This window comes from Corynebacterium evansiae, from assembly GCF_027570065.1.
GTDB classification, from domain to species: Bacteria; Actinomycetota; Actinomycetes; order Mycobacteriales; family Mycobacteriaceae; genus Corynebacterium; species Corynebacterium evansiae.
In genome coordinates, this window is sequence record NZ_JAKMUT010000001.1 from 362584 (window position 1) to 385339 (window position 22756).

Sequence of the window (22756 nt, forward strand, 5' to 3'; positions counted from 1 at the left end):
GAAAGGACCACTCACCATGACTAAGCCGATCAAGGTTTCCAACGCACCCTTCGACCGCGGACGCACCAACTTCACCACGCCCCGCGCCCAGTCCAGCAAGACCTCCAACGTCACCGGCACCGACAAGAACATCAACAAGGGCCTCAACGGCGTGGTGGTGGACACGTCCGGTGTCTCGAAGGTGAACCCGGAGACCAACTCCCTGACCTACCGGGGCTACCCCGTTCAGGAGCTGGCCGAGCACTGCACCTTCGAGGACGTGGCCTACCTGCTCTGGAACGGCGAATTGCCGGACTTCCGCGAGCTGGAGCAGTTCCGCCAGCGCGAGCGCGCCCTGCGCCCCATCGACCGCAGCATGCTGGACCTCATCAACTCCCTGCCCAAGACCGCCCACCCCATGGACGTGCTGCGCACGGCGGTCAGTGTGTTCGGCACGGAGGACCTCAACGCGGACGATCGCAGCCCCGACGCGGTGCGCCGCACCGGGCTGACGCTGCTGGCCAAGCTGCCGACGATCATCGCCTACGACCTGCGCCGCCGCAAGAACCTGGATTACATCCCGCCGTCCCGCGACCGCGATATCGCCGAGAACTTCCTCTACATGTGCTTCGGCGACGAGGAGGGCAGCCCCGCCAACAACCGCGACGATGTCGAGGCCTTCGACCAGTCCCTCACCCTGTACGCGGAGCACGGCTTCAACGCCTCCACCTTCACCGGCCGCGTGATCAGCTCCACCATGAGCGACGTCTACTCCGCAGTCACCGGCGCCATCGGCGCCCTCAAGGGTCCGCTGCACGGTGGCGCGAACGAGGCCGTGATGCACAACTTCCTGGCCGTCGAGGACCCGGCAGCCGCCGAGCAGTGGGTGCTGGACCAGTGCGACGCGAAGAACAAGATCATGGGCTTCGGCCACCGCGTGTACAAGAAGGGCGATTCGCGCGTGCCCACCATGGAGGCCGCCATGCGCCGCACCGCCGCCAACCACGACGGCCAGCGCTGGGTGGAGATGTACGACAACATGCAGAAGGCCATGGACCAGCGCACCGGCATCCAGCCGAACCTGGATTTCCCGGCGGGCCCGACCTACTACATGCTGGGCATCGACATCCCGTTCTTCACCCCGATCTTCGTCATGGCCCGCGTCGTCGGCTGGACCGCCCACATCGTGGAGCAAAACGAGGACAACGCCCTGATCCGCCCGCTTTCCAGCTACGTCGGCCCCGAGCAGCGCTCCGTCAAGGCTGATTAGCCCCAGAGGTCGGAGAAGTCGTAGCCGAAGTGAGCAAGCCCCCGCCGCAGGGCGGGTAGCGATAGGCCAATCACGGCCGACGGGTGCCCGTCGATGCTCTCGATGAACCAGCCGCCGAGCGCTTCCAGGGTGAAGGCGCCGGCACATTTCAGCGGCTCGCCGGTGGCGGCGTACGCCTCGATCGCCCGATCGGAGACATCGGCGAACTGGATCTGCGTGGCCACGGCTTCCTCGTAGATCTGGCCCGTGGTGGCGTCAAAAAGCGCATGTCCGGTGACTAGCTCTGCGCGCTTCCCGCGCTGCTGGCGCCACCGCCGCACCGTCTCCTCGCGCGTGTGCGGCTTGCCCTGCAGCTCGCCGTCGATCAGCAGCATGCTGTCGCCGCCCAGCACCAACTCGCCGTCTACCGCCCGCGCCTTCGCAGTGGCCAGGTGCTGCACGTACTGCGCCGGGGTGGGGTTCACCAGCTCCGCGACGGCGGCCTCCTCGTCCACGCCGGGGGAGACCTTGCGCGGGAATACCCCGGCGGCGTTCAGCACCTTCTCGCGCGCCGGCGAGGTGCTGGCCAATGTCAGCTGCATGCCCTAGCCCCGCGGCATCCGCGGGTTGCGGAACGCGCCGGGGCTGCTGTGACGCAGCTCGCGGCCGTAGTGCCCGCGCGTATCCGGCTTCGCGTTGCGCAGCGCCTCGGCCTCTTTGGCCAGGTCGTCGACGATGAGCTGCAGCGCCCGGGTCTCTACCTCGTCCGGGTTGCCCTTGATCACCTGAAAGTCAGTCACGCGCTTCCTCCTAGAACGGCAGGTTGTCGTGCTTGCGCGGGTAGCCGTCCTCGGCCTTGCGCTCCACCAGGCGCAGGCCGTCGACGATGCGTGCGCGGGTCTCGCGCGGCGGGATCACCGCGTCCACCAGGCCTCGCTCCGCGGCGGAGTAAGGCTCCGCCTGGTAGCTGTCGTCCTGCGCGATCTGCGCGGTCGGCCATGCGTACACCAGGTCGGTGCCCAGGCGCTTCGCCCCCAGGGAAAGGTAGGCGTCGCCGAAGGCCTTGCGGGTGACCACGGCGATCTTGCCGACGCTCGCCGCTGCCGTCACTCCGATCAGCTTCGCGGTGCGGCGGAACAGCACGTCCGGTGCGTAGCCCGCCGAGTCCACGAAGGTCACCAGCGGCACGTTGAAAGCGTCGCAGAAGCGGATGAAGCGCGCTGCCTTCTCGGCCGCCGCGTCGTCGATCATTCCTGCTTGTTGTTCGGGCTGGTTCGCGATGACGCCCACACTCCGGCCGCCCACGCGCGCCAGTGCCGTGATCAGGTTCGGCGCGTGGAACTTCTGGAGTTCCAGCACGGTGCCCGCGTCCACCACGCGGTCCAGCACCTTGTGCATGTCGTAGGCCTGCGCGTCCGAGTCGGGGATCAGGCTGTCCAGCTCGTCTGTTTCCGCCTCGGCGTCCGCCTCCTCCCCGGGCAGGGGGAGTGCCCGGTTGTTGCTGGGAAGGTAGCCCAGGATGTCCGCGACGAGTCCCAGTGCGGAGGCGTCGTCCTCGGCGACGATGTGGGCGGTGCCGTCTGTGGCGTCATCTACCAGTTCGCCGGCACCCTTGACCGCAACGACGACGTCGGACAGAACCACCGAGTGCACCAGCGCGCCACTGGTGGGGCCGGCGACCAGGGCGATCTGCGGAACCACGCCGGACAGCTTCGTCTGCAGGTTGTGGATGCGAGAGAAGAACTCCAGGGCCGCGATGCCCTCGTTCGGGCGGGCGCCGGCGCCCTCGTAGATGCCGATCAGCGGGGTGCCGGACTTCACGGCCAGCTCCATGACCTTCAGGATCTTCTCGCCCGCGGTCTCGCCGATCTGGCCGTCGAAGAGGGTGGCGTCCTGCGAGAACACGCACACCGGGCGGCTGTCGACGGTGCCGTAACCGGCGACGATGCCGTCGGTGGCGGGGCGGAACTTGTCGGCCTTGAAGGCGGTGGAGCGGTGGCGGGCCAGCGCGTCGGTCTCCACGAAGCTACCGGCATCCAGCAGTGCGTCCACGCGGCGACGAGCGCGCGGGATTTCGTCCCCCTGCGGCTTGTGGGTCTCCGCCAGTCGATCGCGGAGGTCGGCGATCTTCCCGGCGGTTGTCGAAGTGTCGGTGGTAGAGCTCATGGTCGCCATAATACGGTGTAAAAACTTCAGCGCCGTGATTGGTGGGGCTAGAGTGTCTGAGGGAAGGCATGTGAAGAGAAAGGACAGTACTCCCATGCGCACGCCGCTAGACCCCCGCCGCCTGGCCGAGCGCCTGGCTCCGCTGGGCTACCGCCACGTCGAAGTGCTGGAAACCACCGGTTCCACCAGCACCGACCTGGCCGACCGCGTGCGCTGCGGGGAGGACCTGCCCGACATGTCCCTGCTCATGGCCGAGGAGCAGACCGCCGGGCGGGGCCGCAAGGGCCGCTCCTTCGAGGCCCCGGCCCGCAGCCAGCTGATCTGTTCCGTGCTGTTGCGTCTGCCGGACGTGCCTGTGGATCGCATTAGCCTGCTGCCGCTGCTCACGGGCCTGTCGATCGTGGAGGGCATCCGCGCCTCCGCGGACATCCCCATCCAGCTGAAGTGGCCCAACGACTGCGTGCTGGACGGCCGCAAGCTGGTGGGCATCCTGGTGGAGGCCGTGCACCTGGACCCGCACCCGGCGATCATCCTGGGCTTCGGCATCAATTACGACCTGCAGACCGACGAGCTGCCCGTCGCCCACGCCAGCTCCATCGACCTGGAATGCGCCCGCTTGGGACTGCCCTGCCCAAGCCGCGAGGACGTTGCGGTGGCCGTGTTCGCGGAGCTGGCGGCGAATCTGGAAAGGTGGCGTCGACTAGGAGGGGCGGCCCAGACCGTACTGCCGCGCTACCGCCAGGCTTCCGCGACCATCGGCACCTCCGTGCGCGCTTTCCTGCCCGGCGACGAGGTCGTGGAGGGCGCGGCCACCGACATCGACGACGACGGCGAGCTGCTGGTCCGCACCAGCGAGGGCACGCGCGTGATCCGCGCCGGGGAGATCGTGCACCTGCGCGCCGACGGCACGGGCGACTACGGAGGGCGCTACGCATGAGCAAAATCACCTTCGACCCCGGCGAGCAGGTCTTAGCGGAGCTGAGCCCCGCGCGCCGCTCCATGTTCTTCCCGGTGCTGCGCCTGATGCTGTGGACGGGCTTGTTCTGGATGGGCATCGGCGCTCTGGATCAGTACTTGGCCACCAATGCTTTGGACGCCCCCACCGTGGAAGCCTTCCTCTGGCTCCGCCGGGGCCTGCTGGTTGCGTGGCTGTGGGTCTGCTGGAGGCGCTGCGTGCGCCACCTGATCTTCCGCGCGCGCTCCCGCATGCTGCTGACCGACAGGCGGCTGATCACCGCGACCGGCCACCTGCGCAGCCGGATCGGGCAGATCCCGCTGGCCAACGTGGTGGATTGCCGCTCCCACCGGGGAGACGTGGCGGTGTATGTGGCGGGCGCCCGGGTGCCGTTGGTGCTGCATTCGGTTCCCTATACCCGCAAGTTCGAGCGGCTGCTGAAGAGCCAGCTTAGGCGTGTCGGGCCGGGGAACTATAGTTAGAAGGCGTGAGTGAGAACAACGGGAAAAACACAGCCGACTGGTCATTAGCCCGCGAGACCGCGCACGCGCCGGGCGCGCCGCTGGTGACGATCATCGGTGACGGGCAGCTGGCGCGCATGACACAGCAAGCAGCAATCGAGCTGGGCCTTAGCTGCCGCGTGCTGGCCGGGGCTCCGGATTCCTCGGCCGCGCAGGTGACCGCCGACGTGGTGCTGGGGGACTACGCGCTGGAGGAGCACGTCCGCGAGGTCTCCCGCGACTCCGACGCGGTGACCTTCGACCACGAGCACGTGCCCAACCGATTCCTGGATGCTCTCATCGACGAGGGCGTGAACGTGCAGCCGCAGCCGTCTGCGCTGATCCACGCGCAGGACAAGCTGGTGATGCGCAAGAAGCTGCGCGAGCTGGGCGCCCCGGTGCCGGCGTTTGCCGCCATCGAGTCCGCCGACGACATCGCCGGGTTCTTCGAGGCCGTGGATGGCCAGGTGTGCTTGAAGGCCCGCCGCGGCGGCTACGACGGCAAGGGCGTGTGGTTCCCCGCCACGGTGGACGAGGCCCGCGAGCTGGTGGAGAAGCTGCTGGACAAGGAGATCCCCCTGATGGCGGAAAAGAAGGTCGCGCTGGTGCGCGAACTGTCCGCCATGGTGGCCCGCACCCCGTCCGGCGAGGTGCAGGCGTGGCCGGCAGTGGAATCCCTGCAGGAGGACGGAATCTGCGTGGAGGCCGTGGCGCCCGCCCCTAACTCCACGCCTGAAATCCTGGCCGCCGCCGAGCAGCTGTCCCGTGACATCGCCACGGAGTTGGGCGTCACGGGTGTGCTGGCCGTGGAGTTGTTCGAGACCACCGACGAGAACGGCCAGCCGGAGATCATCGTCAACGAGCTGGCGATGCGCCCGCACAACACCGGCCACTGGACCCAGGATGGTTGCATCACCAGCCAGTTCGAGCAGCACGTCCGCGCCGTACTGGACCGCCCGCTGGGCTCCACGGAGCCGACCGCGCCGGTGGTAGTGATGGCAAACGTGCTGGGAGCTGCCGAGGATCCGGCGATGCCGATGCACGAGCGCATGGATGCGGTGTGGCGTCGTTTCCCGAACGCAAAGATCCACATGTACGGCAAGGATTGGCGCCCGCGCCGCAAGATCGGCCACGTCAATATGCTGGGGGAGGATCCGACGCGCACGCGCGAGCAGGCGCGCCTGGCCGCGAAGTTCCTGGAAACCGCCGAATGGGAGGACTAACCGATGACTGAGAACGCACGCACCCCGCTGGTCGGCCTGGTGATGGGCTCCGACTCCGACTGGCCCACCGTCGAGCCGGCAGCCGAGGTGCTGGCCGAGTTCGGCATCCCCTTCGAGGTTGGCGTGGTCTCCGCGCACCGCACCCCGGAGCGCATGCTCGACTACGCCCGCACCGCCCACACCCGCGGTGTGAAGGTGATCATCGCCTGCGCCGGCGGTGCCGCCCACCTGCCCGGCATGGTTGCTGCGGCCACCCCGCTGCCGGTGATCGGCATTCCGCGTGCCCTGGGCAATCTGGATGGCCTGGATTCCCTGCTCTCCATCGTGCAGATGCCCGGCGGCGTGCCGACCGCCACCGTCTCCATCGACGGCGCGAAGAACGCCGGACTGCTGGCCGTGCGCACCCTCGCGGTGGCTGACGAGGCCCTGATGGACAAGATGGTCGAGTATCAGGAGAACATGCGCGACGCGGTGCTGGAGAAGGATCGTGCTCTGCAGCAGAAGCTGATGGGGTGAAGCGTTCTAACTGGGTAGGGGGCGTCGGGGCTGCCTACTCGTCTACTTTGTGGAGAACGAGGATTACTCCTTGAGGCCTGTCGGTAGCAGAAAAACTATCTTGCAAAGTTCTTATAAAACCATCTTCGCAGAGGATTAAACTATCTGGTTTCGTGTCGTCTAGTTTCGCGGCCTGAACTCGGTATTTATCCCCTAAATGCGTCAGGGTTACATCATCTATATGGTCGATACTGCCAATTTTGTGAAGTCGAGTTCCTTTCTCGACGCTTATCTCTTGAATATTTGTGGAATAGGATGATCTATCCTTGCTTCCTTGGTAGAGGTCGACAATTCCGGGAAGAAAATCAACTTCATAGTCCCCGTCGGGCGTGATTATTCTCAGGAAGCTGACGGTAAGGACCTGCCCTGTGTCTGGATTGGATACAACATCTCCATCATTCGGGCGACTTAATGGGTTCCCGGATGGGTCGATGATTAAATAGGCCATAATTTACCTCCTGTACTCTGGCTACTGTAATAGTTAGGAGTATGAAATCAATACTCGTTACCGGCGCAGCCCAAGGCTTCGGCCGCGCAATCGCTGAGTCCTTCGCCGAGGTCGGCTGGACCGTCGGCGCCTACGACCTCGACGGAGACAAGGTCCGCGGCTGGGCCCAACATCCGAACATTATCCCCGGCACCCTCGACGTCACCGACCCCGACCAGTGGTCCGCCACTGTTACCGACTTCGCCGCCCGCACCGGGGGAATCAATGCACTCATCAACAACGCGGGCGTTCTCTACGGCGGCGACTTCATCGACCGCGGGAGCTTCCAGCAGGATTCCGCCCTCGTCGACGTCAACGTCAAGGGCGTGGTCTACGGCTGTCGCGCGGCCTTCGAACACCTCAAAGCGGCCGGCGACGGCGTGGTCGTCAACGTCTGCAGCGCCTCCTCCATCTACGGCACCCCGGATATGGCCACCTACTCCGCCACCAAGTTCGCCGTCCGCGGCATCTCCGAGGCGCTGGATTTCGAGTGGGATAAGCACAACATTCGAGTCCGCACCGTCTTGCCCCTGTACTCCCGGACCGCGCTCATCGCCGATGTGGAAACGGCGGGCATGCGGCGGCTGGGGGCGTCCACAACCCCACAAGACGTGGCCGCAGAAGTAGTAAGGGCCGTGACCGCGCCGCGCCGCAGCCCCACGAAGGTGCATTTCCCGGTCGGTTGGAAGACGAAGCTGCTGGAGGCAACCAGCCACTTCTCGCCGCCGTTCCTCACCCGTTTCGTTAATGGCCTGCTCGTTTACGGCGATAGGGTGCGCCTGTAACTAGACTCTTCATACATGTCTTATGAAGCAGTTCCTCGTCCGGTGTGGTGGCGAGATGCCTCCTGGTGGGTGTTCGTATCCATCGCGGGCTTCCTATACCTCTTCCTCGGTGTGGGCGCGGCTCTCGGCAGCGGGATCGAGAACTCCACGTGGCAGGTCGTGCTGGCCGTCACGGGGCTGGTCATCAGCTTTATCGGCCTGCTTCTGCAGCGTTTCCGGCCCGAGCCAGGCGTGGCAGTCACGGCGCTCGGTCTGTTTATTTTCGCTGCGTCGGCGCTGCTGGTGTGGCCGCTTGGATACTGGGTCGTGGCCTATGAGGCTTATTTCATCTCCGCGAAGCTGACGCTGCGCCGGAAGCTGTGGCTGACGTTGCTGCTGCTCGGATCTTTCTTCGCGATGGCGTGGGGGACTTTCTACAACGCGGGCACGACTGGCGATTTGGCGTGGGCCGGCGTGGACTTTCGAACCGCCGAGTTCTGGCTGTTCTGGGGCCTAATTATCCTGCTCACCGCCGTGACCGTCGCCCTGATGTGGCTGACGGGCCGCTATTCGCTGCGCCGCGACCAGGCAGTCGAGGCGCTGGCCGCTCGCGCCGAGCTGGCCACCGTCAGCGAGCGCAACCGTATCGCCCGCGAGCTGCACGACATCGTCGCGCATTCCCTCACCGTCGTCATCGCGCAGGCCGATGGCGGGCGCTACGCAGGGCGCAAGGATCCGGACAAGGCCATCGAAGCCCTCGACACGATCGCCGCGCGCGGTCGCTCGGCCCTGACCCAGATGCGGGAGCTGCTCTCTGTTCTTCACGATGACGCCCCCTCGCCGCGTTCTACCACCGTCACCCCTGGGGTGGCCGGCGTGCCCGACCTGGTGGCGGATGCAAAGCGCAACGGGGTGCAGGTGGAGCTGCACGTCACGGGCGAGCCGCGCCAGTTGGACGAGGTCCGCGACCTCAGTGTGTACCGCATCGTGCAGGAATCCCTGACCAACGTGCTGAAGCACGCGGGTTCTGTGCCCGCCCAGGTGCGGCTGGAGTGGGAGCCTGCCCGGGTGACAATTAGCGTGGATAACGCGCCGGGCGATGAGCAGATAGAGGGCTCCGGCCGCGGCCTGACCGGCATCCGCCAGCGCGTGGCGATCCACGGCGGCGAGGCCAAGTGGGGTGCTTCCGCGGTGTACCCCGGCGGGTGGAACGTGACCGCGACGGTGCCTTTTGCGAAGGAGGATTAAGTGATTAGCGTAGGTTTGGCCGACGATCAGCAGCTGGTGCGTGCCGGCTTTGGATTGGTGTTGGATTCGCAGGATGACATCACCGTCCGGTGGCAGGCTGCCGATGGCCAAGAGGCCTGCGAGCTGGCCGAATCGCAGCCCGTGGACATCATCCTCATGGACGTGCAGATGCCGAACATGGATGGCATCGAGGCGACCCGCCGGGTGGTTTCCGGTGATTCCGGGGCGCGCGTGATCGTGCTGACTACCTTCGATAACGACAACTACGTCCTCGGTGCAGTGGAGGCCGGGGCCAGCGGCTTTCTGCTCAAGGACACCGACCCCGAGGACCTCATCTCCGCCGTCCGCACCGTCGGTGATTCGGCGGCCGTGATCAGCCCGAAGGCCACCGCGCGCCTGCTGCGCAGCATCCGCATGGAGCAAACCCCGCAGCGCCGCGAGCCCGTGGAGCTGGATCTTCCCGATCCGCTGACCCCGCGCGAGCTGGAGATTCTGAAGCTCATCGCGCTGGGCTTCAGCAACCAGGAGATCGCCGACAAGCTCTACATTTCGCTGCCCACCGTGAAGACGCACGTCGGCCGGGTGCTCACGAAGACCCAGTCGCGCGATCGGGTGCATGCGGTGCTGTTTGCCTTCAAGTATCGCCTCGTCAATTCCGAGGATTTACTCGAACAGACTTTCTAAAAGCTCTACTTTAGCTTTACGGACATTCTTGCTGTTGAGGCTGGTGGCGTCAATAAAAAAGAAAAAGGTTTGGTGGGGGTATTGACTTAGTTTGATGGTGTGTTCTATTCTTTAGTTAGGAAGTTTGGCGGGGTACCACAACCTCGCCGCTGGATTAGGGGAACTCCATGACTACCTCACCACCATCGTTTCGAATAGCCAGTTCGCAGGACCCGCTGACCGTCGCGGCGCGGCAGCTCAATCAACAACAATTCCAACTGATAATGGCATGCGCCCCGGACGGGGAGGATCTGGTGCCCGATTTTTGCACTCGCCTCGCCGTGCGTCTGGGTGTTTCCGCCGGGGTCGCGGAGGCCTGGGCCGAGGCCGCTTTCGTGTTGCGCGACTTTCCGCGGCTCGTCGAGCTGTTTGACCAGGGGTGTTACAGCGCCCGCCACGTGCTGCGGGTGGCGCAGGATCTTTTCGCCGTGGCGCCGGACGATCGCTCGGCCGTCGAGGAAAAGGTACTTTGCGAATTGACGCCTTCACGTCCCGACCAGCACGTGTTCTCACCGCGGACTATCCACAACCGCATCTCGAAGATTTTGCGGGAGGTCGATCGGAACGTCGTACCTAAGGATGAGGCACCCGCGGCCGAGCCAAGCTTCAATGTGGATTGCCGCGACCCGGAGTACACCACCTTCACGCTGCGGGTTCCGCGGATGGAGGGCATTGAGATCGACAAGATCGTGCGCGCCACCGCCAAAAAGTACGAGTGCTCGCAGCCGGAGGCGATGCTGCGGCTGATCACCGACAAGGCCGAGGTTTCGGTGACTCTGAACCTGTACCACGACCCGGCGAACGACGGTGCGGTGCTGGGGGAGGACCACTGGCTGAATCGCTCCGCTTCCAAGACCTGGCTGCAGCGGGTGACGCACCTGTCTGCGCCGGGCTACGCGGAGTGCGAGGGCTATGCGCCGACGGAGGGCATCAAGGCAGCCGTCGCTGGGCGCGACCTGCACTGTCGCTTCCCGGGCTGCGAGGTTCCCGCCTACAAGTGCCAATACGACCACGTAAGGCGATACGGCAGCGGACCGACGTCCACGGCGAACCTGCACTTACTCTGCTCAAAGCATCACAACCTCAAGACCGCCGGCAGCTGGGACGTCGCCCTGCACCCCGACGGGCACGAGGTCTGGACCTCCCACGGCGACGGGCACAGTGTGATCACCGAGGCCGAGGGGCCGCTGGGGCGGGAGACCTTCGCCCAGCGCAACGTCCGCAAAACCAAGGCGCTGGCCGAGTATCACCAGGCGATCGAAGATCAGGAGGGCGGGCCGTCATACTGAGGTAGGACACGCAAGATCAACCCCTCGTCCGATGTGGGAACACCACCCCGGGCGGCAGCATGGGAACCATGATCATCGTGGAAAACCTCACCAAGAGGTACGGCAAGAAAACAGTAGTCAACGACCTTTCATTCACTGTCCCGGACGGGCAGGTGACCGGCTTCCTCGGGCCCAACGGCGCGGGCAAGTCCACCACCATGCGCTGCATGCTCGGCCTCGATAAGCCGAGCGCCGGCAAGGTGACCTTCAGCGGCAAGGGGTACGCCGGCGATTTCGCAGGCCTGGATAACAAGTCCAGCATCGCCGGCGCGGTCCTGGACGCCGCCTGGTTCACCCCTGCCCGCAGCGGCCGCAACCACCTGCGCGTCATCGCGAAGGGTGCGGGCATCTCCGACAAGCGCGTGGACGAATGCCTCGACATGGTGGGCCTCACCAGCGCGGGCAAGAAGAAGGTCGGCGGCTACTCCCTGGGCATGAAGCAGCGCCTCGGCCTGGCCGCCGCCCTCCTTGGCAACCCGCAGCACCTGATCCTCGACGAGCCGGTCAACGGCCTCGACCCGGAGGGTGTGTCCTGGATGCGCCGCATCATCCGTCAACTCGCCGACGACGGCCGCGGCCTGTTGGTTAGCTCCCACCTGCTCAGCGAGATGCAGCAAACCGCCGACCGGCTGGTACTGATCGGCCAGGGCAAGCTCATCGGCGAGCAAACCCTAGACGAGTTCCTCGCCGGCGGCGCCCATGTGGAAGTCGAGTGCAAGGAAGCGGTCCTGCTGGCAGACAGCCTGCGCAGCCGCGGCTTCCAGGTCGATCTGGACCGGGAGCGGACGCTGCGTGTGGGCGTCAACAACATTCCAGAGCACGAGGTACGCGCGACGATCGCGGCAACGGCGCTGGAGGAAAAGTTCGCGGTGACCAAGCTCGCGACGACCGCAGACAACCTGGAACAGCGCTTCCTCGCCGCTACCGCCGGCCAACAGGAATACCGCAGCAACTAGCCCCCACCGCACAGAAAAGAGACAAACCATGCTCAAAGCAATCTCCTCCGAAGTTACGAAGCTGCTAAGCCTCCGCAGCACCTGGATCTACGTGATCCTGTTCACGGGTTCGATCTACGGCCCGACGACGCTCTACATGCTTTTCAATGACTCCCCGCGATTGGATGGCGGCTGGCCCGACCTGCTTTTCGGCGGAATGATCTTCCTAATGATCGCCATTATTTTCGGCGCCTCGACGACCGGCGGCGACATCAGCAACCACATGACGGCCCACGCTTTCCTTACTCAGAAGCACCGGAGTTCCTGGCTGCTGGCCCGCGCGCTGGTGGCGGCGGTGTTCGTGGAGCTGAACTACATCCTCGGCGTGGCGCTCAGCTGGGCGGTGTTCAATGTATTCCCGGCTGGGCACTTCACCGGCGAAGATCAGCTGCTGCTGTGGGGATACGCGGTGGGCGCCCCCGCCTTCGCCGTGATGGCCGTCGGCATCGCCGCGCTGCTGCGCAATCGAGTGGGTGCCATCGCGCTGCCGCTGGTGTGGATGCTGGTGGTCGAGGGGCTGCTGTACAGCGCTGGCGACAGCATCCCCTTCCTGAAGACCCTGTACCACCTGTCCCCGGGCAGCCGCGTGCAGGACATGCAGACCTGGATCTACGCCCCGGACCACACCGACATGGTCAGCCCCGGCTTCGGCTTCGCTGTGATGGTCGTCTGGATGGTCGCCCTGCTGGCGCTGGGCCTGTACAGCAACAAGACCCGAGACGTGAAATAAGTTTCAGTTACACTGGCATCATGATCGCAGTAAAAGAATTAACCAAAAAGTATGGCTCCACGGAGGTTCTCCATGGACTCACTTTTTCTGTCCCCGACGGGCAGGTCACAGGCTTCTTGGGGCCGAACGGTTCCGGCAAATCCTCAACGATGCGCTGCATCCTGGGGCTGGACACGATAGGCAAGGGCGAGGTCACCTTCGACGGCCAGCCCCTAAGCGCCTACCGCGCCCAGCGCCCGCACATCGCCGGCGCGCTGCTGGAACCCACCTGGTACATGCCCGGCCACTCCGCCCGGGCGCACATCCGCTCCATCGCGCAGGCGGCCGGGATCTCGCAGGCCCGCGCTGACGAGTGCCTGGAGCTGGTGGGCCTGGCCGGGGTGCAGAAGCGCAAGATCAAGAAGTTCTCCCTCGGCATGAAGCAGCGCCTGGGCCTGGCCGTGGCACTGTTGGGCGACCCGAAGCACCTAATCCTCGACGAGCCGGTCAACGGCCTCGACCCGGAGGGCGTGCACTGGATGCGCGAGCTCATCCGCCGCAGCGCCTCCGAAGGCCGCGCCGTGCTGGTCAGCTCCCACCTGCTGCACGAGATGGAGCTCACCGCCGACCGCCTGGTTGTCATCGGCAAGGGCTCCCTCATCGGCGAATACACGATGGACGAGTTCCTGCGCACGGGCGCCCAGCCCACCATCCGGATGCGCGTGGCCGATCCCGATTCTTTTGTGGACGCCACCTCGCGCTTGGATGGCATCAACCTCACACGGCGCCCCGACGGATCCCTGGAGTTCGCCTCCGAGGCTCCCGACCTGGACCGGCGCCTCGGCGAACTGGCGCGCGATACTGGCGCGGTGGTGCTGGAGATGACACCGCAGCGCGCGGGCCTGGAGCAGAAGTTCCTGGACGCGACCGGGCAGGCAGTGGAGTACAGGACTCAAGACAGGAGGGGTCAGTAATGCTAGGAATCATCCGCAGTGAATGGACGCGCTCGCGCGTCATGTGGGGCACCTGGATCATGCTGGGCTTCGTCCTGCTGTTCTACATCGGCGCCAACGCGCTGACCCTGAGCTACTACCGGTCCGAATACGGGATGAACGAGCCGGAGGTGGGCCTGACGGAGCTGGGCGTGGGTCTCATGCCGGCGTACCTGCTGATCCTGTCGCTGTCGGCCGTGCGGGTCAGCGGCACGCGCGGGCACAACCTGCACGCGCAGTCCTTCCTGGTGATCCCCGCCCGCTGGCAGCAGCTGTTCGCGCAGATGTTCGTCAACGCAGCCCTGGCGATGGTGACCATGGCCGTGGCGGTGGGAGTCTCTTTGGCGATGATGGCGACCCTGCCGCAGGAGATCAACACCGACCAGCTGCCGCTGCTGGGCTACACGATCCTGTTCGCCGGGCTGATCAGCCTGATGGCCTCGGCGATCGGCGTGTTGATTCCCTCTACGGCCGGTGCGGTGGCGCTGCCACTGGTGTGGGCGACCGCGGTGGAGCTGATCTCCCAGCAGCTCAGCCAATGGATCGCCGACAACATCGCGCCCTACCTGCCGTTCAACAACATCTGGATGATCCTGGGCGGCAGCGTCTCTATCGGCGCGCACGAAACCCCCGTCAGCGTGGCCATCGTCTGCGCCTGGACGGTGGTGCTGGTGGCCTGGGCCTTCTTTGTCCACCAGCGCAAGGACGTTAAATAGTCGCGTTTTCCGCCGCTGCGATCTCGGCCGTAGGCTCGGTGGCCATCACCACCGAGCCGCCGTCGCGCAGCGGCTTTAGTGTATCCAGCATCGACTGGGTATCGGTCCACGCGGGCACCAGCACCCGCGGGCCTTCCGGGGCGGGGGCGGCAGCCGGGCCGGGGTAGTCATCCGGCTGCACGCGCAGCTCGGGGGAGAAGTCGTTCACTCCGAAGGGCAGCTCGCCGCCGGACTCCTCCACGCCGCGGCCGAAAGGATCGTCGGAGAGCACGAAAACCTCACCCGAGTGGGCCTCCGCCAGAGCTAAGTCATCGGTAAAAAGCACGTCGCAAGAGTCGGCGTCAACAATAGAAACACCAGTCCGCCAGCAACCCAGAACGATCATGAGCGGCTGCCAACCCGGGGCGCAGGCGATCCCGACCGATGCCGGGGCGAGCGAATCCAGCAGGTGGGCGGCCTTCGATTGCCAGTTGTGCAGGGTCTGGGCGGACAGCTCCATGCGGCCGGCGGGGGTGTAGGTGGTCAGGCGCGGGCTGGCCGGGTCCTGGGCTACGAGCGGGGCGATAATATCCATTAGTTCACGCACATCGGACCGTCGCCGCCGGCGTCGATCGGATCCTTATGGTCGGTGCCCTCGCCGGAGCCCGGCGTGCCGACGGAGGCGGGCTTGTCAGAGTGAGTGCCGGTCTGGGCTGCGGAGGCGTCCTCGTCCGGGATGCCGTCGCCGTCGAGGTCCTTGATGCCCTCGGTGAGCGTGCCGACGTTCGGGTCATCCGGCTTGGTCAGCGGGGCCGACTGCTCCAGGACGCCCGGGCCGGCGTAGGTGCCGGACAGAGTGACGGAGAGCTCGTGCTCGTCCAGGGAGGAATCCTCCACCACCGTCAGCCCGCCCAACTGCTTCGCCAGGGCGCGGGCCGCCGGATCGTCGGGGTTCTTGGCGTTGACCTGGGACTCCGAAATGCCGGTCTCGGCGTGGTTGCCGACCTTGCCCGGCTTGTAGCCGTAGTCCTTAGCCAGGTCCGACACCCTGGCGGCGAGACCGGGCGCCTCGGAGGCGTTGAAGACGTTGACCTTGTAGTCCTTAGCCTTGTAGTCGGTGATGTCGGCGGGCTTGTCGGAGGAAGTGCTCTCCTCGCCCGGCTTGTCGCCCAGCAGATCCTCAAAGAACTCGTGAACCTGGTCGTTATCCACAGTCACGACGGATTCGCCGTAGTCGCCCGTGCCGTCGATGCTGGTCACGGGGATGGTCTGGAAGCTTACGTCGCCGCCGGCCATGTTCTGCATCTGCGTGGCCAAGCCCATGACGTCCCAGCCGCTGTCCAGCACCACGGAGCGCTGCACCGCGTCGTTGAGTTTGGACATGCTGCCTGGGTCCGTCAGCGTCTTGGAGGAAAGCACCTTGTTGGCCAGGCTGGCCATGTAGGCCTGCTGGCGGGTGATGCGGTCCAGGTCGCCGCGCGGCAGCTCGTGGCGCTGGCGGACGAAGCTCAGTGCGTCCTGGCCGTTGAGGGTCTGGCGGCCCTTCTTGAACTTTGCGCCGGACAGCGGCTCGTCGACCTTGTTCTTCAGGCACACGTCCACGCCACCAACCGCGTCGGTGAGCAGCACGAAGCCCAGCAGGCCGACCTCAGCGTAGTGGTCGACGTTGATGCCAGTGAGGTCCGCCACCGAGCTGATGAGCGCCTGGCGACCGGCTTCGGTGGACTTCTGGTCGATGTCGGACTCGCTGTAGTCGCTGTCCTTCGCCAGCTCCTGCGACTTCTCGAACTTGGCGGTGCCGTACACGCCGTTGAGCTTCATGTTGCCGTTGTCAGGGGTGCTGACGTACGTGTCGCGGGGCAGCGAGACCGCGGTCGCCGAGGAGCCATCGTTCGGGATGCGAATGAGGATCATCGTGTCCGTGTTCGTGGCTTCTTCCTCGCCCGCACGGAGCATGTCGATCTCCTTCTGGGACAGCGGGTTGCCCTTCGCATCCGTACGGGAATCCACGCCCACCAGCAGAATGTCGGTCGCCCCGTCCGGCTGATTGCCGAGGTTCAGGTTGTCCGCCTGGGCCAGCCCACCGTTCAGGTTGCCGACCGCCATGTAGCCGATACCCATCACGACCAGCGCGAGTGCCGAGACCGCAGCCAGCACCCCGCGCGACCAGCCGGGGCCGATCTGCTTGGCTTCTACGCCACCGGGGGCTGCCTGGATACGCCGTGAATGGCGACTTCTCTGATGCCCTGTCTGCTCTGTCATTATTCACACTTTAGCGGCAAAGATGCCGCTGGTGTAGTACTGATTTTATGAGTGTTTTGGTTTTCGGAGCCTCCGGTCAGGTAGGCCGGGCCCTGCTGCGCCTCCGCCCCGACTTTGTGCCGGTAGGGCGCGCGCACGCGGACCTCGCCGTTGCGGGATCTGTGGATTCTTTCTTATTGACGCCGCCGTCTGACGTTGAAGCCATCGTCAACCTCGCTGCATTCACAGCCGTGGACGATGCCGAGAAGCCTGAAAACGCGGGTGTGGTGCATCAGGTAAACGCGGTAGCCCCGGGGAGGTTAGCCTCCTGGGCCGAGGTGCACGGGGTGCCGATGTGGCACGTCTCCACCGACTACGTGTTCTCCGGAGACCTGCCGGTGGGCTGCGAAAACCCGGTCGACGGCCAGCCCGGCCCGTTGAACGCCTACGGGCGCAGCAAGCTGGAGGGGGAGCGGCGGGTGCTGAACCTCGGCGGGCACGTGGTCCGCACGGGCTGGGTTTACGACGCGACTGGGCGCAACTTCGCCACCACCATGGCGCGCTTGGCGCGGGCGGGCGTGAATCCCTCGGTAGTGGACGACCAATTCGGCCGGCCCACCCACGCCGACGTGCTGGCGGCGGAGCTGGCGGCGATGGTGGATGGGCGGCAGTCTCCGGCGATCAGCCACGTGACCGGTTCCGGGCCGCTGACCACATGGTGCGGTTTCGCCCGCGAGATCTTCGCCACACTGGGGTGCGATCCGGCGCGAGTAAAGGCCATTCCGAGCAGCGAGTATCCCACTCCCGCGCGCCGGCCCCGCAACAGTGCCCTGCAGATTCCGGCGACCGGCCTGCCCGCGTGGCGGGATAGTTTGCGGGCTGCCCTGGGGTAACCTCAACGGCCATGACAGAGGCACCCATCGCGATTATCACCGTGACCTATTCACCGGGGGAGTACCTAAACAAGTTCCTGGACTCGGTGCCAACTAACGCGCGGGTCGTCATGGTGGACAACGGTTCTACGGACGGAGCTCCCGAAGCGGCCGCAGAGGCCGGGCGCGCGGAGCTGCTCTACAGCGGGGGCAACGTCGGCTACGGGGCCGGCATGAACCTCGGCGCCCGCCACCTGCGTGCGGCCCGCGAAGCCGGAGAGATCAACCCGGACTACCTGGTGATCTCCAACCCGGACGTCGTGTTTAGCGAAGACGCGATCGAGAAACTATTGGAGGCGGCGCGGCGTCACCCTCATGCAGGAGCGCTGGGCCCCCGCATCGTAGAGGCAGACGGCAGCGCCTACCCATCCGCCCGCGCGGTGCCGCAACTCGGCTCCGGCATCGGGCATGCGCTGCTGGGCAAGATCTGGCCGACCAATCCCTGGACCAAGCGCTACCTGGACGACGAAGACATGGACAGCGAGCGGACCGCAGGCTGGCTGAGTGGCTCCTGCCTGCTGCTGCGCTGGGATGCCTTCGAGGCCCTGGGCGGGTTCGATGAGCGGTACTTCATGTACATGGAAGACGTGGACCTGGGCGACCGGCTGGGGCGCGCGGGGTGGCTGAATGTTTTCGTTCCGAGCGCGGAGATCCGGCACGCCAAGGGGCACGTGGCGGGCAAGCACCCGGACGTTGTGCTGAAGGCCCACCACGACAGCGCCTACCGATTCCAGGCGGATCGGCTGCCGGGGTGGCGCTACCTTCCGGTGCGCATGGTGCTGAAGGCCGGGCTGAAGATCCGCGAGAAGATTGCAATTGCGGCAGCGCACGGCGTGGGTTGAACGCCGCGGCAAAAACAGTGACTAGTGTGTGAAAACCAATAGCAAAAAGCAGTAAGGAACAGAAAGGCCAAAGAAGTGGTAGATCTCGCAGCCACGACCGACGCAGTGATCCTGGTCGGAGGCAAGGGCACCCGACTGCGCCCCCTGACTAACTCCATCCCGAAGCCGATGCTGCCGGTGGCCGGTGCACCATTCCTGGAGCACCTGCTGGCTCGCATCAAGGCCGCCGGGATGACGCACGTGGTGCTCGGCACCTCGTTCAAGGCTGAGGTCTTCGAAGAGCACTTCGGCGACGGCAGCCACCTGGGCCTGGAAATCGAGTACGTGGTGGAGGAGGAGCCGCTGGGCACCGGCGGCGGTATCCGCAACGTGCTGGACCACCTGCGCTACGACCGCGCGATGGTTTTCAACGGCGACGTGCTGGGCGGGACGGATCTGAATGCCGTGTTGAAGACCCACGTGGAGCAGGAGGCCGACGTGACGCTGCACCTGCTGCGCGTCTCCGACCCCCGCGCCTTCGGCTGCGTGCCGACGGACGCCGAAGGCCGCGTGAGCGCGTTCCTGGAGAAGACGGAGGACCCGCCGACGGACCAGATCAACGCCGGCAGCTACGTGTTCAACCGCTCCGTGATCGAGAAGATCCCCGCCGGCCGCCCGGTGAGCGTGGAGCGCGAGATCTTCCCGGCCCTGCTGGAATCCGGAGCCCGCGTGTTCGGCCACGTGGACCAGTCTTACTGGCGCGACATGGGTACGCCGGCGGACTTCGTGCGCGGGTCCTCGGACCTGGTGCGCGGCATCGCCCCCTCACCGTTGCTCGATGGACGCCACGGGGAGAGCCTGGTGGACGAGTCCAGCGCCATCGCCGGCGGGGCACTGCTGCTGGGCGGCACCGTGATCGGCCGCGGCGTGGAGATCGGCGGCGGGGCGCGCGTGGAGGAATCCGTGGTCTTCGATGGCGTGCAGATCGAGGCGGGCGCGACCGTGGAGCGCTGCGTGATTGCCGCGGGCGTGCGCATCGGTGCGCGGGCGCACCTGGTGGACTGCGTGATCGGTGAGGGTGCCGTCATCGGTGCCCGCTGCGAGCTGCGCGATGGCCTGCGCGTGTGGCCGGGAGTGAGTTTGCCGGACGGTGGCGTGCGCTTTTCCTCCGACATCTAGCGTTTTTCGCCGTCCGAGGAAAAATTTAGACAAATTTCACTACATCTAGTGTGTCCTGAACTAAAGGTTCAGGAAAATGTCCATATGTTGTGGTTTTAGGTAGCGTTCCGTGCATACGTTGTGGTTGCGTTAGAGCCTATTTTCTCAGGAGGCTGTGGCTGTAGGGGCGCTAGTGACTGATGTGAATGAAGTGGCTTGAGGGAATTTCCCAAAGCTTGACGCGGTGTAATTACCAGTGTGTAATCTTCAGTAGACCAACAAAGTCAGGCATCAGATACATCAGATACATCAGATGAGGAGACCTCCGTGGACAAGTCAGTAGACACCGCCCTTCGTGGCCACTTTGCTGACGGTTCCTCGGCGGTAGAGCAGGAGGCGAACGTGGACAATGAAGCTCGCCAGAAGAACCTCTTCGATCTGACGCAGGACTTCGATCTGCTTTTCGATGCAGTAGAGCAGGACTGGCAAGAGCAGGCGCTGTGCGCGCAAACCGACCCGGAGGCGTTCTTTCCGGAGAAGGGTGGCTCCACCCGCGAGGCCAAGCGCATCTGCCAGGCCTGCGGCGTGCGCGACGAGTGCCTGGAATATGCATTGGAGCACGACGAGCGCTTCGGTATCTGGGGCGGGCTCTCCGAGCGCGAGCGTCGCCGCCTGAAGAAGCGTATTGGCTAACTAAAGCCGGGGGTCGATCTGAGTGGGGGAGACGTTCAGATAGCAGGCCACAAGGCGCACAATGATCATCCGCAGGATGTCCTGCAGCTCCCGCGCGGAAGTCGCGCGGGATTCCACTGGACGGCGGAAAATAATGATGCGCGGCCGGGTAGGGGCGCCAGTGTTGTCCACGCCGGCGGTGACCAGTCGGCCCAGCGGAACCTGACCATCGGCGACCACATCCTCCGGCCACTGCCGGTAACCCGCGCTCAGCCGCATGCGCGGCACGACGTCGACGGCGACGTCGAGGCTGGAAAGTTCGGCGTCAAAACGTTCCAAAATAGGTTCGAACGCATCCAAGACCGCATCGTCGAAGCGCTCCGAACGCGACTTATTCCGCGGCACCTCCGGCAGCAAGATGCCCCGGATGCCCCTGCCGCGGGGGTCCTGCCTCATGCGCGCGTCCTGCTTCATAGGAACACATCTTAACCGCGCTGCGGCGACATGCCACGAGGGCACGCTCGAAAGCCAGGGTAAAAGGGCTACACTAATGCGCGTGACTTTTATCCGACAATGCTCTCGCCCCGGCTGCGGCAAGCCTGCCGTCGCCACGCTGGAGTTCAACTATGCAGAGCAGCTGGCCATCGTGGGGCCGCTGAGCGTTAGCGGAAACCCTCACCGGTGGGACCTGTGCGAAAGCCACGCCCGCCGCACCACCGTTCCGCAGGGCTGGACGTTGGAGTTTGCCGACGAACCCGCGGCCGCCGAAGCTGACGAAGAAGACTTGATGGCGCTGGCCGAGGCCGTGCAGCAGGCCGCCGAGCACGAGAAGCAGGAGCAGGCGCAACCCGCCCCCCGGCTCTACCGGCGCTCGGAGATCCCCGAAGCCACGCCGCACCATCCATCCATGAAGAACCTGCCCCGGTCCACGCCGCGCCGCCACCTGCGCGCGGTCCGCGACCAGCACTAGCGAAAGGAAACCCCATGGCTACCCATTCCCCCAAAGACGTAGCAGCGGCCATCAAGGCCTATGACGTCCGTGGAGTTGTCGGCGAGGGCGCCGGATTCCTCAACGAGGAGTTCGTGCGCGACGTGGCTGCCTCCTTCGCCCGCCTGATGCGCGAAGAGGGCGCGGAGACGATCGTCATCGGCCACGATATGCGCGACAGCTCTCCGAGCCTGGCCGCCGCCTTCGCGGAAGGCGTGAACGCGCAGGGGCTGGACACCATCACCCTGGGGCTCACCAGTACCGACGAGCTGTACTACGCCAGCGGCGTGAAGGAATGCCCGGGTGCCATGTTCACCGCCTCCCACAACCCGGCGAAGTACAACGGCATCAAGCTCTGCCGCGCCGGCGCACGTCCGGTGGGGCAGGATTCCGGCCTGGACCGCATCTCCTCCGAGCTGGTCGAGGGCATCCCCGCCTATGACGGCGAGCCCGGCACCAACACCACCGAGGACGTGCTGGAAGGCTACGCCGACTACCTGAACAACCTGGTGCCGCTGAACATCCGCCCCCTGAAGGTCGCGGTGGACGCGGGCAACGGCATGGGTGGGCTTACCGTTCCCGCCGCGCTGAAGCAGGACTCGCTGGAGATCTTCGACCTCTACTTCGAGCTCGACGGCAACTTCCCGAACCACGAGGCCAACCCGCTGGACCCGAAGAACCTGGTGGACCTGCAGAAGTTCACCGTGGACAAGGGTGCGGACCTCGGCATCGCCTTCGACGGCGACGCGGACCGCTGCTTCATCGTGGACGAGCTGGGCGAGGCCGTTTCCCCCTCCACCATCTGCGCCATGATCGCCGAGCGCTACCTGGACGAGCAGCCGGGCGCGACGATCATCCACAACCTGATCACCTCCAAGTCCGTACGCGAACTGGTGGAGGCCAAGGGCGGCAAGCCGGTGCGCACCCGCGTGGGCCACTCCTTCATCAAGGCGCAGATGGCCAAGGAAGGCGCTGTCTTCGGCGGCGAGCACTCCGCGCACTACTACTTCAGCGACTTCTTCAACGCGGACTCCGGCATGCTGGCCGCCCTGCACGTGCTGGCGACCCTCGGCGGGCAGGACAAGCCGCTGTCCGAACTGAAGCGCGCCTATGAGACCTACCGCGCCTCCGGGGAGATCAACTCCGAGGTTGCCGACCAGGCAGGACGCACCGAGGCCGTGGTGGAGGCCTTCGCCGACCGCACTGCATCCGTCGACCGGCTGGACGGCGTGACCATCGAGCTGCAGGACGGTTCGTGGCTGAACGTGCGGGCGTCAAACACCGAACCGCTGCTGCGCCTCAACGTCGAGGCGCGCGACGACGAGGGAGTACAGGCCATCGTCGACGAAGCTCTCGCCGTGATCCGGGCTTAGGAG

26 protein-coding genes are annotated in these 22756 nt (G+C 65.5%); 19 read left to right on the plus strand and 7 right to left on the minus strand.

From position 1 onward, the window contains the following. Positions 1–16 precede the first annotated feature (16 nt). The gene (locus L8V00_RS01620; protein ID WP_070487845.1) at positions 17–1249 is read left to right on the plus strand and encodes a bifunctional 2-methylcitrate synthase/citrate synthase; all 1233 of its coding nucleotides are present in this window, start codon (positions 17–19) and stop codon (positions 1247–1249) included. Here the strand turns inward: L8V00_RS01620 and L8V00_RS01625 are convergent. From L8V00_RS01625 to L8V00_RS01635, 3 genes are read right to left on the minus strand one after another with little or no spacing between them, the layout of a single operon-like run. Continuing rightward, positions 1246–1830 carry a Maf family protein gene (locus L8V00_RS01625; RefSeq protein ID WP_269944031.1) on the minus strand — a complete coding sequence of 195 codons (585 nt, stop codon included), beginning with the start codon at positions 1828–1830 and terminating at the stop codon, positions 1246–1248. The two genes, L8V00_RS01620 and L8V00_RS01625, sit on opposite strands and share 4 nt — an antisense overlap. 3 nt (positions 1831–1833) lie before the next feature. Then, positions 1834–2028, minus strand: coding sequence for an acyl-CoA carboxylase subunit epsilon (locus L8V00_RS01630; protein WP_034984823.1), 195 nt, complete (start codon positions 2026–2028; stop codon positions 1834–1836). A gap of 10 nt (positions 2029–2038) precedes the next feature. Then, on the minus strand, positions 2039–3403 hold the full coding sequence (locus L8V00_RS01635; protein ID WP_269944032.1) for an acyl-CoA carboxylase subunit beta: 1365 nt from the start codon (positions 3401–3403) through the stop codon (positions 2039–2041). Positions 3404–3488: 85 nt separating this feature from the next. Here L8V00_RS01635 and L8V00_RS01640 point away from each other — a divergent pair, with 85 nt between their 5' ends. The 4 genes from L8V00_RS01640 to purE are packed head-to-tail and all read left to right on the plus strand — an operon-like array spanning position 3489 to position 6588. Continuing rightward, positions 3489–4331, plus strand: a complete 843-nt coding sequence (locus L8V00_RS01640) for a biotin--[acetyl-CoA-carboxylase] ligase (RefSeq protein WP_269944033.1) — start codon at positions 3489–3491, stop codon at positions 4329–4331. Next, a complete protein-coding gene (locus L8V00_RS01645; protein ID WP_049049813.1) occupies positions 4328–4831 on the plus strand; it encodes a hypothetical protein in 504 nt (167 codons plus the stop codon). Before L8V00_RS01640 ends, L8V00_RS01645 begins: the two co-directional genes overlap by 4 nt. 5 nt (positions 4832–4836) lie before the next feature. Next, complete coding sequence (locus L8V00_RS01650) at positions 4837–6072, plus strand: 5-(carboxyamino)imidazole ribonucleotide synthase (protein WP_269944034.1); 1236 nt, start codon at positions 4837–4839, stop codon at positions 6070–6072. Between the two features lie 3 nt (positions 6073–6075). Next, a complete protein-coding gene (gene purE / locus L8V00_RS01655) occupies positions 6076–6588 on the plus strand; it encodes a 5-(carboxyamino)imidazole ribonucleotide mutase (RefSeq protein WP_011274033.1) in 513 nt (170 codons plus the stop codon). A 34-nt stretch (positions 6589–6622) separates the two neighbouring features. Here the strand turns inward: purE and L8V00_RS01660 are convergent, their stop codons facing one another. After that, complete coding sequence (locus tag L8V00_RS01660) at positions 6623–7075, minus strand: hypothetical protein (protein WP_269944035.1); 453 nt, start codon at positions 7073–7075, stop codon at positions 6623–6625. Between the two features lie 41 nt (positions 7076–7116). On the opposite strand from L8V00_RS01660, the gene L8V00_RS01665 reads away from it, so the two are divergent. The 8 genes from L8V00_RS01665 to L8V00_RS01700 all read left to right on the plus strand — a co-directional run bounded on the left by L8V00_RS01665 (position 7117) and on the right by L8V00_RS01700 (position 14589). Further along, positions 7117–7899: an SDR family oxidoreductase gene (locus L8V00_RS01665; RefSeq protein WP_269944036.1), complete on the plus strand. Its 783-nt coding sequence runs from the start codon at positions 7117–7119 to the stop codon at positions 7897–7899. A 15-nt stretch (positions 7900–7914) separates the two neighbouring features. Continuing rightward, on the plus strand, positions 7915–9126 hold the full coding sequence (locus L8V00_RS01670; RefSeq protein ID WP_269944037.1) for a sensor histidine kinase: 1212 nt from the start codon (positions 7915–7917) through the stop codon (positions 9124–9126). Further along, on the plus strand, positions 9127–9810 hold the full coding sequence (locus L8V00_RS01675; protein ID WP_035004353.1) for a response regulator: 684 nt from the start codon (positions 9127–9129) through the stop codon (positions 9808–9810). It begins immediately after the preceding gene. 167 nt (positions 9811–9977) lie between these two features. Next, the gene (locus L8V00_RS01680) at positions 9978–11138 is read left to right on the plus strand and encodes an HNH endonuclease signature motif containing protein (protein WP_269944038.1); all 1161 of its coding nucleotides are present in this window, start codon (positions 9978–9980) and stop codon (positions 11136–11138) included. Positions 11139–11197: 59 nt separating this feature from the next. Beyond that, positions 11198–12133: an ABC transporter ATP-binding protein gene (locus L8V00_RS01685; RefSeq protein ID WP_269944039.1), complete on the plus strand. Its 936-nt coding sequence runs from the start codon at positions 11198–11200 to the stop codon at positions 12131–12133. A 28-nt stretch (positions 12134–12161) separates the two neighbouring features. Further along, positions 12162–12902 (plus strand): ABC transporter permease, encoded by a 741-nt coding sequence (locus tag L8V00_RS01690; RefSeq protein ID WP_269944040.1) that lies wholly within the window; start codon positions 12162–12164, stop codon positions 12900–12902. A gap of 20 nt (positions 12903–12922) precedes the next feature. Beyond that, positions 12923–13855: an ATP-binding cassette domain-containing protein gene (locus tag L8V00_RS01695; RefSeq protein ID WP_269944041.1), complete on the plus strand. Its 933-nt coding sequence runs from the start codon at positions 12923–12925 to the stop codon at positions 13853–13855. Next, positions 13855–14589 (plus strand): ABC transporter permease, encoded by a 735-nt coding sequence (locus L8V00_RS01700; protein WP_269944042.1) that lies wholly within the window; start codon positions 13855–13857, stop codon positions 14587–14589. Before L8V00_RS01695 ends, L8V00_RS01700 begins: the two co-directional genes overlap by 1 nt. Here L8V00_RS01700 and L8V00_RS01705 read toward each other — a convergent pair. Both L8V00_RS01705 and L8V00_RS01710 read right to left on the minus strand, forming a co-directional pair. Beyond that, on the minus strand, positions 14582–15163 hold the full coding sequence (locus L8V00_RS01705) for a TIGR03089 family protein (RefSeq protein WP_049049821.1): 582 nt from the start codon (positions 15161–15163) through the stop codon (positions 14582–14584). The genes L8V00_RS01700 and L8V00_RS01705 overlap by 8 nt on opposite strands. Continuing rightward, entirely contained in the window at positions 15163–16830 is a 1668-nt protein-coding gene (locus L8V00_RS01710) for an LCP family protein (RefSeq protein ID WP_269944043.1), read from the minus strand. Before L8V00_RS01710 ends, L8V00_RS01705 begins: the two co-directional genes overlap by 1 nt. Positions 16831–16877: 47 nt before the next feature. Between L8V00_RS01710 and L8V00_RS01715 the strand changes: the two genes are divergently transcribed. From L8V00_RS01715 to L8V00_RS01730, 4 genes are all read left to right on the plus strand, one after another. Next, positions 16878–17702, plus strand: a complete 825-nt coding sequence (locus L8V00_RS01715; protein WP_070487827.1) for an SDR family oxidoreductase — start codon at positions 16878–16880, stop codon at positions 17700–17702. 11 nt (positions 17703–17713) lie between these two features. Beyond that, entirely contained in the window at positions 17714–18583 is an 870-nt protein-coding gene (locus L8V00_RS01720; RefSeq protein WP_269944044.1) for a glycosyltransferase family 2 protein, read from the plus strand. Positions 18584–18658: 75 nt separating this feature from the next. After that, complete coding sequence (gene manB, locus L8V00_RS01725; RefSeq protein ID WP_035004335.1) at positions 18659–19741, plus strand: mannose-1-phosphate guanylyltransferase; 1083 nt, start codon at positions 18659–18661, stop codon at positions 19739–19741. Between the two features lie 306 nt (positions 19742–20047). Next, positions 20048–20413: a WhiB family transcriptional regulator gene (locus tag L8V00_RS01730; protein WP_034971252.1), complete on the plus strand. Its 366-nt coding sequence runs from the start codon at positions 20048–20050 to the stop codon at positions 20411–20413. On the opposite strand, the gene L8V00_RS01735 is transcribed toward L8V00_RS01730, so the two are convergent. Continuing rightward, entirely contained in the window at positions 20414–20866 is a 453-nt protein-coding gene (locus L8V00_RS01735) for a metallopeptidase family protein (protein ID WP_035004332.1), read from the minus strand. A gap of 82 nt (positions 20867–20948) precedes the next feature. Here L8V00_RS01735 and L8V00_RS01740 point away from each other — a divergent pair, with 82 nt between their 5' ends. Together L8V00_RS01740 and L8V00_RS01745 are read left to right on the plus strand one after the other, a co-directional pair. Beyond that, on the plus strand, positions 20949–21362 hold the full coding sequence (locus L8V00_RS01740) for a DUF3499 domain-containing protein (RefSeq protein ID WP_237746278.1): 414 nt from the start codon (positions 20949–20951) through the stop codon (positions 21360–21362). A 14-nt stretch (positions 21363–21376) separates the two neighbouring features. Next, positions 21377–22753 (plus strand): phosphomannomutase/phosphoglucomutase, encoded by a 1377-nt coding sequence (locus tag L8V00_RS01745; RefSeq protein ID WP_269944045.1) that lies wholly within the window; start codon positions 21377–21379, stop codon positions 22751–22753. Positions 22754–22756: the final 3 nt, after the last annotated feature.

Bases quoted from the DNA above. Each gene is read 5' to 3' on its own strand.
- L8V00_RS01620 (WP_070487845.1), top strand. From the start codon at position 17: ATGACTAAGCCGATCAAGGTTTCCAACGCACCCTTCGACCGCGGACGC.
- L8V00_RS01625 (WP_269944031.1), bottom strand. From the start codon at position 1,830: ATGCAGCTGACATTGGCCAGCACCTCGCCGGCGCGCGAGAAGGTGCTG.
- L8V00_RS01635 (WP_269944032.1), bottom strand. From the start codon at position 3,403: ATGGCGACCATGAGCTCTACCACCGACACTTCGACAACCGCCGGGAAG.
- L8V00_RS01640 (WP_269944033.1), top strand. From the start codon at position 3,489: ATGCGCACGCCGCTAGACCCCCGCCGCCTGGCCGAGCGCCTGGCTCCG.
- L8V00_RS01645 (WP_049049813.1), top strand. From the start codon at position 4,328: ATGAGCAAAATCACCTTCGACCCCGGCGAGCAGGTCTTAGCGGAGCTG.
- purE (WP_011274033.1), top strand. From the start codon at position 6,076: ATGACTGAGAACGCACGCACCCCGCTGGTCGGCCTGGTGATGGGCTCC.
- L8V00_RS01660 (WP_269944035.1), bottom strand. From the start codon at position 7,075: ATGGCCTATTTAATCATCGACCCATCCGGGAACCCATTAAGTCGCCCG.
- L8V00_RS01665 (WP_269944036.1), top strand. From the start codon at position 7,117: ATGAAATCAATACTCGTTACCGGCGCAGCCCAAGGCTTCGGCCGCGCA.
- L8V00_RS01670 (WP_269944037.1), top strand. From the start codon at position 7,915: ATGTCTTATGAAGCAGTTCCTCGTCCGGTGTGGTGGCGAGATGCCTCC.
- L8V00_RS01680 (WP_269944038.1), top strand. From the start codon at position 9,978: ATGACTACCTCACCACCATCGTTTCGAATAGCCAGTTCGCAGGACCCG.
- L8V00_RS01685 (WP_269944039.1), top strand. From the start codon at position 11,198: ATGGGAACCATGATCATCGTGGAAAACCTCACCAAGAGGTACGGCAAG.
- L8V00_RS01690 (WP_269944040.1), top strand. From the start codon at position 12,162: ATGCTCAAAGCAATCTCCTCCGAAGTTACGAAGCTGCTAAGCCTCCGC.
- L8V00_RS01695 (WP_269944041.1), top strand. From the start codon at position 12,923: ATGATCGCAGTAAAAGAATTAACCAAAAAGTATGGCTCCACGGAGGTT.
- L8V00_RS01700 (WP_269944042.1), top strand. From the start codon at position 13,855: ATGCTAGGAATCATCCGCAGTGAATGGACGCGCTCGCGCGTCATGTGG.
- L8V00_RS01705 (WP_049049821.1), bottom strand. From the start codon at position 15,163: ATGGATATTATCGCCCCGCTCGTAGCCCAGGACCCGGCCAGCCCGCGC.
- L8V00_RS01710 (WP_269944043.1), bottom strand. From the start codon at position 16,830: ATGACAGAGCAGACAGGGCATCAGAGAAGTCGCCATTCACGGCGTATC.
- L8V00_RS01715 (WP_070487827.1), top strand. From the start codon at position 16,878: ATGAGTGTTTTGGTTTTCGGAGCCTCCGGTCAGGTAGGCCGGGCCCTG.
- L8V00_RS01720 (WP_269944044.1), top strand. From the start codon at position 17,714: ATGACAGAGGCACCCATCGCGATTATCACCGTGACCTATTCACCGGGG.
- L8V00_RS01735 (WP_035004332.1), bottom strand. From the start codon at position 20,866: ATGAAGCAGGACGCGCGCATGAGGCAGGACCCCCGCGGCAGGGGCATC.
- L8V00_RS01745 (WP_269944045.1), top strand. From the start codon at position 21,377: ATGGCTACCCATTCCCCCAAAGACGTAGCAGCGGCCATCAAGGCCTAT.